Source organism: Enterobacter cloacae complex sp. 302F9 (assembly GCF_050030335.1).
Lineage (GTDB): Bacteria > Pseudomonadota > Gammaproteobacteria > Enterobacterales > Enterobacteriaceae > Enterobacter > Enterobacter hormaechei_C.
The window spans coordinates 725,071-738,180 of sequence record NZ_JBLGUC010000001.1 but is presented as its reverse complement, the minus strand read 5'-3'; the positions used below and the strand labels follow the sequence as shown (position 1 = coordinate 738,180).

The window sequence follows — 13,110 nt, the reverse complement described above, 5'->3', positions numbered from 1 at the left end:
GTTTCACACACGTGTCGAATATTCCTTCTCACTCAAATGGATGTGTACATGAGCAACAAACCCTCCCAATTAAATAATACAACCAAAACCCTGGGAAAGATATTTCCTGCCTTGTTGATATGCACCCCTGCGGTTGCGTTTTCTGCAACGATTGACCAATCAACTTCTGTTCCTCAAGATTTTTCAGCCGATGCTGAATATGTTATTAATAAAGACGTGACGATATCTTCCGCAGATAGTGAAGCGGCGGTATCTGTCACTGGGTTTACTATCAATAATATCACTAACGAAGGGAATATTTCCGGTAGGGAAACTGGCCTGGATATAAATACTGCCGCGCAACGTGTTGTGGTGAATAACGAGGAAGGTGCCGCCATCACATCGAAATCGGCTACAGCTATTAGTATTGAATCAATGCAAGGTGAAATTAGCAACCGTGGGAATATAACCGCTTTTGAGGATGGTATATTCGTTAGTGAAAACTCATCGGCTGTAAGTATTTCAAATAGCACAACCGGAGTTATTAAAGGTAAAACTGGCCTGAACGCACTTGCAGGCGTTGCCATTAATAATGCGGGTACGATCACTGGTACAGCGAATGATGGAATCGCTCTGAGCGAGGGTAACACTAAGGTCATAAATACTGGTAACGTGCAGGGTGCGCAATACGGTTTTAATGTAACGAATAATGCAAAAGTAGATATCACGAATAGCGGAAAGATTAGTGGTGATACAGCCGCTGTTATGTTTGCCAGCAATAAAAATAACACCCTGGTGCTTGATACGGGTTCCACTCTTATCGGTGACGTTATTTCCACCAATTCCACGGGAAACACTCTCACCCTGATCGGCACCGGTACGGAAGACAGTAACTTTGTGGGTCTGAACGAAGGCGACGGTTTTGCCAGTATAAAAATGATGGGCGAAAATTGGGCGCTGTCGGGCGATCTCGATATTATTGGCTCTGGCGATTCCTTGCTGATAGACACGGGCGCGTTAACCCTGTCAGGCGCGGTATCGAATACCGGTAATACACGGGTGGCCAAAGATGCTTCGTTGCAACTGGGCGATGGCGAAAAAACCGCGACCCTCAGCGGTGGGCTCACCAACAACGGTACCGTCATTTTTAACCAGGGAAGCGATTTCACTTTCGCCACCGACATGACCGGTAGCGGTAACGTCGAAAAAGTCGATTCCAACACCCTGACCCTGACGGGCAAAAATAGCTATACAGGGGATACGGTTCTGCACGGCGGTACCACGCTGGTCTCCACCGACGCAACGCTCGGCGTCAAGGGCAGTAACGCCACCGTTACCGTTGAAAATGGCGCGACCTTTGCCACCGCAGGCGAAGTGAACAACAACATCGCGGTTCTTAGCGGCGGTACGCTGGCGGCATGGAATGCAGTCCAGGGTAACTCCACGCTCAGCGCTTCCGGCGTCGATACCATCAACGGCAACGTAACTAATGGCGGCACGCTGTTACTCAGTGCGGCTGATAATAGCGTTGGCAATAATTTTACGATTAATGGCGACTACACCGGCTCTGACGGTAGCCAGATCGTGATGAACAGCACCCTGGGTGAAGATAATTCACCAACTGATCACCTCACTATTACGGGTAGCAGCTTCGGTCAGTCTGGCATCAGCATCACCAACATTGGCGGCGCAGGCGCGCAAACCATTAACGGTATGGAAATTGTCAGCATCGGCGGCAGTTCCGAAGCCCAACTGACGCTGGCAAAACCGGTCGTCGCAGGCGCCTGGGAATATAACCTCTACCAGCACAGTGACGGCAACTGGTATCTGGAATCAAAGGCAACGCCTTCTGATGAGCCTTCCGACGACACCGATGACGGTGGCAATACTGATGATGGCGATAACACCGACAACGGCGGCAACACCGACAACGGCGGCAGCACCGACAACGGCGGCAACACCGACAACGGTGGCAACACCGACAACGGCGGCAACACCGACAACGGCGGCAACACCGACAACGGCGGTAACACCGACAACGGCGGTAACACCGATAACGGCGGCAACACTGACAACGGCGGTAACAATGCTCCGGAAGTCATGGCACCTGAAGTGGGTGCTTACTTAGGTAACTACCTTGCCGCACAGGGCATGTTCCTGCATAAGCGTGACGATCGCGACCAGATCACCTTCCGCAATGAAGACGACCTGAACACCTGGATGTACGTTAAGGGTCGCTATCACGAGAACGATGCGGGTGGCGATAAAGTCAGCTACGACACCACCACCACCGTACTGCAAGTCGGCAGCGATTTCATGAGCAAGCCAATGGATAACGGCATCCTGCGTGCTGGCGGGATGTTCGGTGCAGGCCAGGCGAAGACCCACTCTGATGCGAAGCACAACGTACGTGACGCACAGGGTAAGGTTGATGGCTTCAATGTTGGGCTGTACGCCACCTGGCAGGAAGATCAGAAATTACGTCTGGGCAGCTACGTTGATACCTGGGCCGCTTACAGCTGGTACAACAACAACGTCACCAGCAATCGCAACGATGAAGACTACGATAGTGAAGGTTTCGCCGCGTCTGTTGAAGTCGGCCACGCGTGGATAATCCAGTCTGAAAATGAACGCACCTGGAAGATCGAGCCGCAGGCGCAGGTGATCTACAGCTATCTCGATCAGGAAAATCATACCGATCGCGACGACGTACGCGTCACTACCCTGGACAATGACAGCGTCTTTGGTCGTCTCGGCGTTAAAGCAAGCTACTTCCAGCAGAAGGACGTCAAGGCCTGGCAGCCGTACGTTGCGGTTAACTGGTTGAAAGGTGCTGGTCAAAACGATCTGGCATTCAACGACGAGACCGTCAGCAACGATACGCCGGAAGATCGTGGTCAGTTAGAGTTGGGCTTAACCGGCAACCTGAACGAAACCACGACGATCTCCCTGCGTGCCAGCGGCGAGTGGGGTGAAAACAGCTATGCCGCCTACGGCGGTCATATTTTGTTAAACCATCGCTGGTAATCGATCATCCTGAAGCAAAAAAGCAGTGGCATGTGCCACTGCTTTTTTTTAGTTATCCAGCTCGCCCATTGATTTAACCTGGTCACGGTTAATCTGTTCAGTTTGACCGGTTTCGGCGTTTTTGTACGATACCAGACCGGTATCGTCATCCACCTGCGGTTTCCCGTCAGTAACAATCGTTTTGCCATCGGTGGTTTTTACGGCCTGATTGGACGAACAGCCCGCCACGGTGAACATTGCGGTGGCAGCCAGAACGGAAGCGATCAGTAGTTTATTTTGCATGGTGTATTCCCCTGCTCTCAGTTGAATTTTCGTTATCGACCTAACTATTTTAGGCTAACTGACTGAAAGCGGATGAAAAACCAGAAGGTTCTTAAGATGGGAAAATTGCCCGGTAACCGGATGGCACCGGGCAATGTGTGTTACTTGCTAATCTGAGCGTGCATTTCCTGCACCGAAATCACCTTCTCGGTGGCATCCGCATTCAGCGCCATGGCCGTCGCGAAACCGCCGTTCAGGGTGGTGTCGTAATGCACTTTGTACTGGAGCGCGCTGCGGCGAATCAGTTTGGAGTCTTCAATCGCCTGGCGACCTGCGGTGGTGTTAATGATGTAGGTGTACTCGCCATTCTTAATGCGGTCCTGAATGTGCGGACGACCTTCATGCACTTTGTTCACCAGACGCGGGTTGATACCCGCTTCACCCAACACAATCGCCGTACCGTGAGTGGCGTCCAGCTCGAAGCCCTGTTTCAGCAGCTTGGCAGCCAGGTCAACCACGCGCTCTTTATCGCCTTCGCGAACGGAGAGCAGCGCACGGCCAGATTTTCTCATGGTGGAGCTACTGCCCAGCTGCGCTTTCGCAAACGCTTCTGCGAAGGTACGGCCAACGCCCATCACTTCCCCGGTAGAGCGCATCTCTGGCCCTAACAGCGGGTCAACGCCCGGGAATTTGTTGAACGGCAGTACCACCTCTTTCACCGAGTAGTAAGGCGGGATAATTTCTTTCGTGACGCCCTGCTGAGCCAGCGTCTGGCCAGCCATCACGCGCGCCGCCACTTTCGCCAGCGGAATACCGGTCGCTTTGGAGACGAACGGTACGGTACGCGCCGCACGCGGGTTGACTTCAATCAGATAGACTTCGTTGTCTTTTACCGCGAACTGAACGTTCATCAGGCCGCGGACCTGGAGCTCGAAGGCCAGCTTCTGCACCTGCTGGCGCATCACGTCCTGAATCTCCTGGCTCAGGGTGTACGCTGGCAGAGAACAGGCGGAGTCACCGGAGTGCACGCCCGCCTGCTCGATGTGCTCCATGATGCCGCCAATCAGCACCCTTTCGCCGTCGCAGATAGCATCCACGTCGACTTCAACCGCGTCGTCGAGGAAGCGGTCGAGCAGCACAGGCGCATCGTTGGAAACGCTCACCGCCGTCTGGAAGTAGCGACGCAGGTCCGCTTCGTCGTAGACGATTTCCATCGCGCGGCCGCCCAGTACGTAGGATGGACGCACCACCAGCGGGTAGCCGATCTCTTTCGCTTTCTCAACGGCCATTTCAATTGCGGTCACGGTGGCGTTCGCCGGCTGTTTCAGTTTGAGACGGTCAACCGCCTGCTGGAAACGCTCGCGGTCTTCCGCACGGTCAATCGCATCCGGGCTGGTGCCGATAACCGGCACACCTGCTGCTTCCAGCGCGCGCGCCAGCTTCAGCGGAGTCTGGCCGCCGTACTGCACGATCACGCCTTTTGGCTTCTCGATGCGCACGATTTCCAGCACGTCTTCCAGGGTGACCGGCTCGAAGTAGAGGCGGTCGGAAGTGTCGTAGTCGGTCGAGACGGTTTCCGGGTTACAGTTGACCATAATGGTCTCGTAACCGTCTTCGCGCAGCGCCAGTGAGGCGTGTACGCAGCAGTAGTCAAACTCGATGCCCTGGCCGATACGGTTTGGACCGCCGCCCAGCACCATAATCTTGTCGCGGTCGACGGACGGGTTCGCTTCGCACTCCTCTTCATAGGTGGAGTACATGTATGCGGTATCGGTCGAGAATTCAGCCGCACAGGTGTCCACGCGCTTGTAGACCGGGTGCAGGTCGTACTGGTCGCGCAGCTTGCGGATTTCCGCTTCACGCACGCCCGCCAGCTTAGCCAGACGCGCATCGGCGAAGCCTTTACGCTTCAACATGCGCAGGAAGTCTGCGTCCAGGCCGTTGATGCCCAGCTCCGCCACTTTCTCTTCCAGACGCACCAGCTCTTCAATCTGCACCAGGAACCAGCGGTCAATGTTAGTCAGGTTAAATACGCCGTCGACGGACAGGCCCGCGCGGAAGGCATCGGCAATGTACCAGATACGCTCTGCGCCCGCGTCTTTCAGCTCGCGGCGGATTTTGGTCAGTGCTTCCGGGTCGTCCAGGCTGACTTTCGGGTCAAAGCCGGTCGCGCCCACTTCCAGGCCGCGCAGCGCTTTTTGCAGGGATTCCTGCTGCGTGCGGCCAATCGCCATGACTTCACCAACGGATTTCATCTGGGTAGTCAGACGGTCGTTGGCGCCAGCGAATTTCTCGAAGTTAAAGCGTGGAATTTTAGTCACAACGTAGTCGATGGACGGTTCGAAGGACGCTGGCGTGCGGCCACCGGTGATATCGTTCATCAGCTCGTCAAGGGTGTAACCCACTGCCAGTTTCGCCGCCACTTTCGCAATCGGGAAACCGGTGGCTTTGGAGGCCAGCGCGGAGGAACGGGACACGCGCGGGTTCATTTCGATAACAATCAGACGGCCGGTTTTCGGGTTCACCGAGAACTGCACGTTAGAGCCGCCGGTTTCCACGCCGATTTCACGCAGTACCGCCATCGAGGCGTTACGCATGATTTGGTACTCTTTGTCGGTCAGCGTCTGAGCTGGCGCAACGGTGATGGAGTCACCGGTGTGGATCCCCATCGCGTCGAAGTTTTCGATGGAGCAGACGATGATGCAGTTGTCGTTTTTATCACGCACCACTTCCATCTCGTACTCTTTCCAGCCAATCAGCGATTCATCAATCAGCAGCTCTTTGGTTGGGGAGAGATCCAGGCCGCGCTCGCAAATTTCTTCAAACTCTTCGCGGTTGTAGGCAATACCGCCGCCGGTGCCGCCCATGGTGAAGGAAGGACGGATGATGCACGGATAACCCACTTCAGCCGCAACGGCCAGCGCTTCTTCCATATTGTGCGCGATACCGGAACGTGCGGTATCAAGGCCAATTTTTTTCATTGCCACGTCGAAGCGGCGACGGTCTTCTGCTTTATCAATCGCGTCGGCGGTCGCACCGATCATGGTCACGCCGAACTCTTCCAGCACGCCCTGACGCTCCAGCTCCAGCGCACAGTTCAGCGCCGTCTGGCCGCCCATGGTCGGCAGCACCGCGTCCGGACGCTCTTTCTCGATAATTTTGCGTACCACTTCCCAGTGAATCGGCTCGATGTAGGTCGCATCCGCCATTTCCGGGTCGGTCATGATGGTGGCCGGGTTAGAGTTTACCAGGATGACACGGTAACCCTCTTCACGCAGGGCTTTACACGCCTGCGCGCCGGAGTAGTCGAATTCGCAGGCCTGGCCGATGACAATCGGGCCAGCGCCAAGGATCAGGATGCTTTTTATGTCTGTACGTTTTGGCATGGTCTTCTCAGCTCCTGATTATTTAGCGGTCTTACGGTATTGCTCGATAAGTTCGATGAAGTGATCGAACAGCGGCGCGGCATCGTGAGGGCCCGGGCTGGCTTCAGGGTGGCCCTGGAAGCTGAACGCAGGCTTATCGGTGCGATGGATACCCTGCAAGGTACCATCGAACAGTGACTTATGCGTCACGCGCAGGTTAGACGGCATCGTCGCTTCATCCACAGCGAAGCCGTGGTTCTGCGCGGTGATCATCACCGTGTTGTTGTCGATATCTTTCACCGGGTGGTTACCACCGTGGTGGCCAAACTTCATCTTGACGGTGTTCGCTCCGCTCGCCAGCGCCAGCAGCTGATGGCCGAGACAGATGCCGAATACCGGGATGTCGGTTTCAAGGAAGGACTTGATGGCGTCGATAGCGTAGTCGCACGGCGCCGGGTCGCCAGGACCGTTAGAGAGGAAGATGCCGTCCGGGTTCATCTTCAGAACATCTTCCGCAGACGTTTGTGCCGGGACGACCGTCAGGCGGCAGCCACGGTCAACCAGCATACGCAGGATGTTGCGCTTGGCGCCAAAATCATAGGCCACCACGTGGAACGGCAGCTCGCTTTCCGGTTTCGCTTCCGGCAGGTCGCCTTCCAGCGTCCAGCTTCCCTGCGTCCAGCTGTAGGCTTCAGCGGTGGTCACTTCTTTCGCCAGGTCCATACCGTTCAGTCCCGGGAAGGCTTTCGCTTTTTCCAGCGCCAGCGTCGCATCGAGGTTATCCCCTGCGATGATACAACCGTTTTGTGCACCCTTCTCGCGCAGCAGACGCGTCAGCTTACGGGTATCGATATCGGCAATCGCCACAATGTTGTGGCGCTTCAGGTAAGAAGAGAGGTCTTCGGTGTTGCGGAAGTTGCTGGCAATCAGCGGCAGGTCGCGAATGACCAGGCCTTGCGCATGTACCTGAGAGGATTCTTCGTCAGCCGCATTGGTGCCGACATTGCCGATATGAGGATAAGTAAGAGTAACGATTTGGCGAGAATAGGAAGGATCAGTGAGGATTTCTTGATAACCGGTCATTGAAGTATTGAAAACGACTTCCCCAACCGCCGAACCCGTTGCCCCTATGGCCCGACCGATAAACTGGGTTCCGTCTTCCAGAACCAATAGCGCTGACTTAATCAAAACACCCTCCAGAGAATATTCACTCACTTTATTTGCATATTAATTCATAACCATGTCATGGATCAATGCAAATGTGTTGCCAGCGGATTTTTGGCAAACGGCGGCATTCTGGGGATTTGCCATGTAAAAGTCAACTTAAAACGGGAGTTTTGTATATTCTTTTGCAAGCCTGGAGGTCTGAACTCAGATTAAGCGGCAAAAAGATCAACTAAATCACTGTGGAAACCGCTTGCGTATGCAGTTTAATAGAAAGAAACGTCTTGCAGGAATAAAAAGTGGACCAAATGGTCAAAATTTACAGTTCAGCAACAGAAATTATCGAGAAAACACTTACTTTAAATCAGTTAGACACAATAAACACCCCAAACAGACAAAATAAAAGGGCAATAAAATATTGCCCTATGCAATCAAGTAATTACGACTGCAATAACCACATCACGAAGGGTAATAATGCTTACAAATTGTTGAGTTCGAGGACATCTCGCATATCAAAAAGACCATTACGCTTACCTTTCATCCACAATGCCGAACGTACCGCCCCGTTTGCAAATGTCATGCGGCTGGATGCTTTATGAGTGATTTCGATCCTTTCGCCAATATCGGCGAACATAGCGGTATGTTCACCGACGATATCACCCGCGCGAACGGTGGCAAACCCAATGGTGCCAGGCACGCGCTCGCCAGTGTGGCCTTCGCGAGAATAGACCGCGATGTCTTTCAAATCTTTATCCATTGCACACGCAATCGCTTCGCCCATTGCCAGCGCCGTGCCTGACGGAGCATCGACTTTGTGGCGATGGTGCGCTTCGACGATTTCAATGTCGGTGTAGTCGCCCATCACCTTCGCCGCCTTCTCCAGCAGTTTCAGCATGACGTTTACCCCCACGCTAAAGTTTGCCGCAAAGACAATCGCAATCTCAGTGGACGCATCCTGAATGGCTTGCTTACCGGCCTCGTCAAAACCGGTGGTGCCAATCACCATCCCTTTACCGTGCTGACGGCAAAACGCCAGGTGAGCCAACGTGCCTTCAGGGCGGGTAAAATCGATAAACACGTCAAAGTCTTCTTTCACCGCCTCAAGGCTGCTCTGCACGGTAACGCCCGTCTGACCTGCGCCTGCCAGCTCGCCTGCATCGGCTCCCAAAAGCGATGAACCTTCACGCTCCAGCGCCGCGCCAAGCGCCACGCCATCCATCTGTAGTGCCGCCTGAATCAGCTGACGGCCCATACGTCCACCCGCGCCCGCAATGGCGACGCGGATCTGTGCATCATGCATAGTTATTCTCTTACGTTAAAATGATGTAAATCGTTTTCAGATTAACCAGCCTTTGCACAGGCTGCCACAGAAAACGCCGATAATTAGAATTTAATGATAAACAGGGTGAGATATCAGTGAAAGACATGATCGTCAGCGAAAACCACATGATTCCCGCACCACCAGCGCAGGCGGCAGAATGATTCGTTTGGCGGGTTCGTCGTTGCCCTGTATGCGGCTGTAAAGTAACTCCCCTGCCTTACGACCAATCTCTTTCGCCGCCACCGATACGGTGGTCAATGCGGGCTGCACCAGAGCCGCTTCGGTAATATCATCGAAACCGACCAGCGCAAAATCACGTCCCGGCTCACGGCCCATCTTGCGTAAGCTTTGCATCACCCCCAGCGCCACAACATCCTGATAGCAAATTGCCGCACTGATGTGTGGATGCTCGAGAAGTAAAGCCTCTGCCACGCGCGCGCCGTCGCTTTGGCTGGCGTGTGAGGTTCTGATCCAGGCAGGATTCGGCGTCACGCCGTATTCCAGCAGCTTGCTGGTAAAGCCCCCGATACGCTGCGCCCGAGAGCCCGAATTCTGACTCCCTCCAATGAACGCAATATGCCGATGGCCCATTCTGAGCAGATGCTCCGTCGCCATCTGCGTGCCTAAGAAGTTATCCGTTCCGACAAAATCAAAATCCGGATCGTTCAGCGGGCGCACAACCATGATAGCCGGAATATTGCGCCGCTTCAGACCCTCAAAAAAGGCCTGGGGCGTTTCCCGAGCCGCACACAGCACCATACCGCCGACGTTATTACGCATCAGTGAATCAACAAATTTTTGCTGTCGCTCTGCAGATTCCTCGCTATTCGCCAGAAAAAGCATCAGCTCGTGGCGCTCCATTTCATGACTTAGCCCTGCCGTCATCTCGCTATAAAAAGGGTTGGTGATATCGTGCAAGAGCAGCCCGACCTGGTTACTGCTGCGGTTACGTAAATTGGCTGCCGTCTGGTTATAGACATAGCCGGATTCATCCAGCGCCTTAAGCACACGTTCGCGCGTGCTTTGCGAAATGCGGCCTTTGTTGCAGAGCACCATTGAGACCGTCGCCGTTGACACGCCGGCGCGTTTCGCGACATCGGCCAGTGTAATTCCCGTCATGTTGTCTCCTTCATCATCACTACAGGTTAATCGAATAACCTGTTTTTTGCATTTTTCCCTGTGAGACTCTTCACATTACCGCTGTTGTTCTGGATTCGATTCGCATTTATGGCGGGTTAATCGCGTTAACCACTCTTCTCAAATACGGTTAATCGAATAACTTTAAATAACGATTACGGAGGATACAATGACAACCTACGACAAATTCCCCACGGTGGCGATACAGGGTTTTGATGACAGCGCCTGGCAAGGCTGGGAAGCAATAACCCGCGTTCTTGAGTCAAAAACCCAACAGCGCAGCCGCACGGTGCTGGTGATTGACTGCTATCCGGGCGTGCGCATGACCGAGCTTGAAGAGAACGTGCTGCCGCGTCTACGCCCGACGCTGGCGATCAATGCTGAACAGGCGCGACGGGATGAGTGTGCCATTCATGAGATGCTGGCGCGCAACCTCACAGACGATCGCGTCTTTGGCGTTCTCTCCTGCCACCAGCTTGGAGAGTTTTTCGATCCCGCGCGTCTGGAGGCGTTGCAGGTTCAGGTGAACCAGTGTTCCGGGGGGCTGATTGTGATCTACGGACCCGGTGCGACGCTTGTCCATCCGGGTGATGTGCTGGTGTATGCCGATCTGCCGCGCTGGGAGATCCAGCAGCGTATGCGCCGGGGTGAGACTGGGAACTGGGGCGCAGATAATCAGCAGGAAGATATGCTTCGTCGCTACAAGCGCGCCTTTTTTGTCGAATGGCGCGTCTTCGATCGCCACAAAACACCGCTGCTCAGGCGCACCGATTTTTTACTGGATACAACCCAGACGAACCAGCCCGCGATGGTCAGCGGCGAGGCCCTGCGAGCCGGGCTGAAGCAAACTACCACCCAGCCTTTCCGCGTGGCGCCCTTTTTCGATCCTGGCGTCTGGGGCGGCCAGTGGATGAAACAGCAATTCGATCTCGATCCCTCTGCACCCAATTACGCGTGGTGTTTTGACTGCGTGCCCGAGGAGAACAGCCTGTTACTGCGTTTTGGCGCAGTGCGGATCGAGATCCCCTCTCAGGATCTGGTTTTGCTTGAGCCCCGTGCTCTGCTGGGCGAGAAAGTTCACGCACGTTTCGGCGCGGAATTCCCGATCCGTTTTGACTTCCTCGACACCATGGGTGGCCAGAATCTGAGCTTCCAGGTCCACCCCATTACCGAGTACATCCAGCAGCAGTTTGGGATGCACTATACCCAGGATGAGAGTTATTACATTCTGGAAGCGGAGCCGGGTGCCGTCGTCTATCTGGGGACCAAAACCGGCACAGACCCTGAGGCCATGATGGACGATCTCAGGCGCGCGGGTCGCGGTGAAAAACCGTTTGATGACGACCGCTTCGTTAATCAGATCCCGGCAAAAAAGCACGATCATTTCCTGATCCCGGCTGGGACGGTGCACTGCTCCGGCGCGGGAACCATGGTGCTGGAGATCAGCGCTACGCCGTATATTTTCACCTTCAAACTGTGGGACTGGGGCCGCCTGGGCCTGGACGGGCTGCCGCGCCCGGTACACCTGGAGCACGGTGAAAAGGTGATCGACTGGCAGCGCGACGCACAGTGGGTTCATCAGCATCTGGTGAATCAGTTCGAACCTGTCGCGGAAGGAAACGGCTGGCGTGAAGAGCGTACTGGCCTGCACGAGCGTGAATTTATCGAAACCCGCCGCCACTGGTTTAGCGAACCCGTTTTGCACCACACCGGCGGCGGCGTGAACGTGCTGAATCTGGTAGAGGGCGACGAAGCAATTGTCGACAGCCCAACCGGTGCATTTGAGCCGTTTACCGTCCATTACGCCGAAACCTTCATCATTCCGGCAAGCGTAGGTGACTATCGCATTTCACCTTCAGCCCGTGCTTCCGGACACCCCCTCGCGACTATCAAAGCCTGGGTAAGGAGCTAACGATGATTCATTTTATTGTCGCCACTCATGGGCCGTTAGCCGCCGCGCTGCTGGAGAGCGGCCGGATGGTATACGGCGAGCTCCCCGGCGTACACGCCATTTGTCTGACCGAACAGGCGGGAATAGAGGGCTTCCGGCAGGATTTCATCTCCACACTGGAAGCGGCAAGCGTCAACGCTGACGGCGTGCTGGTGCTGTGCGACATGCAAAGCGGCACGCCGTGGAACGTGGCCTGTGAGGCCGCGTTTAACCCACATACGCAGCCGCCGGTCGCCGTGGTGGCTGGAGTCAACTTCCCGATGCTGCTGCAAACCGATGAGGTGATGATGGCTCGCGATGTTCATCAGGCTGCCGGGCAGCTTATCGAACTTACTCTGCCGACGCTGGTACAGGCGAAACCGGCAGATACTGCACAGACAGACGATTTTTAAGGAGCCGCATATGAGTATTTCTTTTGTACGCATTGACGATCGCGTGATCCACGGGCAGCTCATTACACGCTGGGCCAGGGAGCTGCCCTGCGACGGCATCGTTGCCATTGACGATGCCGTTGCGGCCGATCCGCTGTTATCGTCGGTCATGAAAGGAGCCGTATCAGATACTAAAGTGTGGCTGTTCGATACGGCAACCGCGATCGAAAAACTGCCAAAAGTGATTGCCAGCGAAAAGCGCTATTTCGTGATTGGCAAATCTCCACTCACGCTACAGCGCATTGAGCAGGCGGGCATTAGCCTGAAAAACAGCAACGGAAAAATTAACGTGGGCCCGATGAGCGCCCGGGCTAACACGATCACCATCGGCCCGAATCAATCGGTAACCCAGGATGAAGCGGCGGCGTTCGAGTGGCTGACCGGGCAGGGACACGCGATTGAATTCCGCCTGGTTCCTGATGCCAGTTTTTATACCTGGCAGGATGCCAGACAAAAGCTGAAATAAGGAGCAGA

At 54.8% G+C, this 13,110-nt stretch carries 9 protein-coding genes; 4 read left to right on the top strand and 5 right to left on the bottom strand.

The window, feature by feature from the left end; translation table 11 throughout:
- Nucleotides 1–48: 48 nt before the first annotated feature.
- Nucleotides 49–3,006: an autotransporter outer membrane beta-barrel domain-containing protein gene (locus ACQG0T_RS03540; RefSeq protein ID WP_252051952.1), complete on the top strand. Its 2,958-nt coding sequence runs from the start codon at nucleotides 49–51 to the stop codon at nucleotides 3,004–3,006.
- 48 nt (nucleotides 3,007–3,054) lie between these two features.
- On the opposite strand, the gene ACQG0T_RS03535 is transcribed toward ACQG0T_RS03540, so the two are convergent.
- The 5 genes from ACQG0T_RS03535 to ACQG0T_RS03515 all read right to left on the bottom strand — a co-directional run bounded on the left by ACQG0T_RS03535 (nucleotide 3,055) and on the right by ACQG0T_RS03515 (nucleotide 10,236).
- Entirely contained in the window at nucleotides 3,055–3,288 is a 234-nt protein-coding gene (locus tag ACQG0T_RS03535; protein WP_003856439.1) for a YgdI/YgdR family lipoprotein, read from the bottom strand.
- A 140-nt stretch (nucleotides 3,289–3,428) separates the two neighbouring features.
- A complete protein-coding gene (gene carB, locus ACQG0T_RS03530; RefSeq protein ID WP_017694535.1) occupies nucleotides 3,429–6,653 on the bottom strand; it encodes a carbamoyl-phosphate synthase large subunit in 3,225 nt (1,074 codons plus the stop codon).
- Nucleotides 6,654–6,671: 18 nt separating this feature from the next.
- Nucleotides 6,672–7,820, bottom strand: a complete 1,149-nt coding sequence (gene carA, locus ACQG0T_RS03525; protein WP_017383809.1) for a glutamine-hydrolyzing carbamoyl-phosphate synthase small subunit — start codon at nucleotides 7,818–7,820, stop codon at nucleotides 6,672–6,674.
- A gap of 454 nt (nucleotides 7,821–8,274) precedes the next feature.
- Nucleotides 8,275–9,096 (bottom strand): 4-hydroxy-tetrahydrodipicolinate reductase, encoded by an 822-nt coding sequence (dapB, locus tag ACQG0T_RS03520; RefSeq protein WP_017383810.1) that lies wholly within the window; start codon nucleotides 9,094–9,096, stop codon nucleotides 8,275–8,277.
- Nucleotides 9,097–9,228: 132 nt separating this feature from the next.
- Entirely contained in the window at nucleotides 9,229–10,236 is a 1,008-nt protein-coding gene (locus ACQG0T_RS03515) for a LacI family DNA-binding transcriptional regulator (RefSeq protein ID WP_015572642.1), read from the bottom strand.
- A gap of 187 nt (nucleotides 10,237–10,423) precedes the next feature.
- On the opposite strand from ACQG0T_RS03515, the gene ACQG0T_RS03510 reads away from it, so the two are divergent.
- Genes ACQG0T_RS03510 through ACQG0T_RS03500 form a run of 3 tightly spaced genes read left to right on the top strand, consistent with a single transcriptional unit; the run spans nucleotide 10,424 to nucleotide 13,102 of the window.
- Nucleotides 10,424–12,166, top strand: coding sequence for a class I mannose-6-phosphate isomerase (locus ACQG0T_RS03510; protein WP_017383811.1), 1,743 nt, complete (start codon nucleotides 10,424–10,426; stop codon nucleotides 12,164–12,166).
- 2 nt (nucleotides 12,167–12,168) lie between these two features.
- Complete coding sequence (locus tag ACQG0T_RS03505) at nucleotides 12,169–12,597, top strand: PTS sugar transporter subunit IIA (protein ID WP_017383812.1); 429 nt, start codon at nucleotides 12,169–12,171, stop codon at nucleotides 12,595–12,597.
- A 10-nt stretch (nucleotides 12,598–12,607) separates the two neighbouring features.
- Nucleotides 12,608–13,102: a PTS system mannose/fructose/N-acetylgalactosamine-transporter subunit IIB gene (locus ACQG0T_RS03500; protein ID WP_015572639.1), complete on the top strand. Its 495-nt coding sequence runs from the start codon at nucleotides 12,608–12,610 to the stop codon at nucleotides 13,100–13,102.
- Nucleotides 13,103–13,110: the final 8 nt, after the last annotated feature.

Coding starts and splice junctions, on each gene's coding strand:
- ACQG0T_RS03540 (WP_252051952.1), top strand. CDS start 49: ATGAGCAACAAACCCTCCCAATTAAATAATACAACCAAAACCCTGGGA.
- ACQG0T_RS03535 (WP_003856439.1), bottom strand. CDS start 3,288: ATGCAAAATAAACTACTGATCGCTTCCGTTCTGGCTGCCACCGCAATG.
- carB (WP_017694535.1), bottom strand. CDS start 6,653: ATGCCAAAACGTACAGACATAAAAAGCATCCTGATCCTTGGCGCTGGC.
- dapB (WP_017383810.1), bottom strand. CDS start 9,096: ATGCATGATGCACAGATCCGCGTCGCCATTGCGGGCGCGGGTGGACGT.
- ACQG0T_RS03515 (WP_015572642.1), bottom strand. CDS start 10,236: ATGACGGGAATTACACTGGCCGATGTCGCGAAACGCGCCGGCGTGTCA.
- ACQG0T_RS03510 (WP_017383811.1), top strand. CDS start 10,424: ATGACAACCTACGACAAATTCCCCACGGTGGCGATACAGGGTTTTGAT.
- ACQG0T_RS03505 (WP_017383812.1), top strand. CDS start 12,169: ATGATTCATTTTATTGTCGCCACTCATGGGCCGTTAGCCGCCGCGCTG.
- ACQG0T_RS03500 (WP_015572639.1), top strand. CDS start 12,608: ATGAGTATTTCTTTTGTACGCATTGACGATCGCGTGATCCACGGGCAG.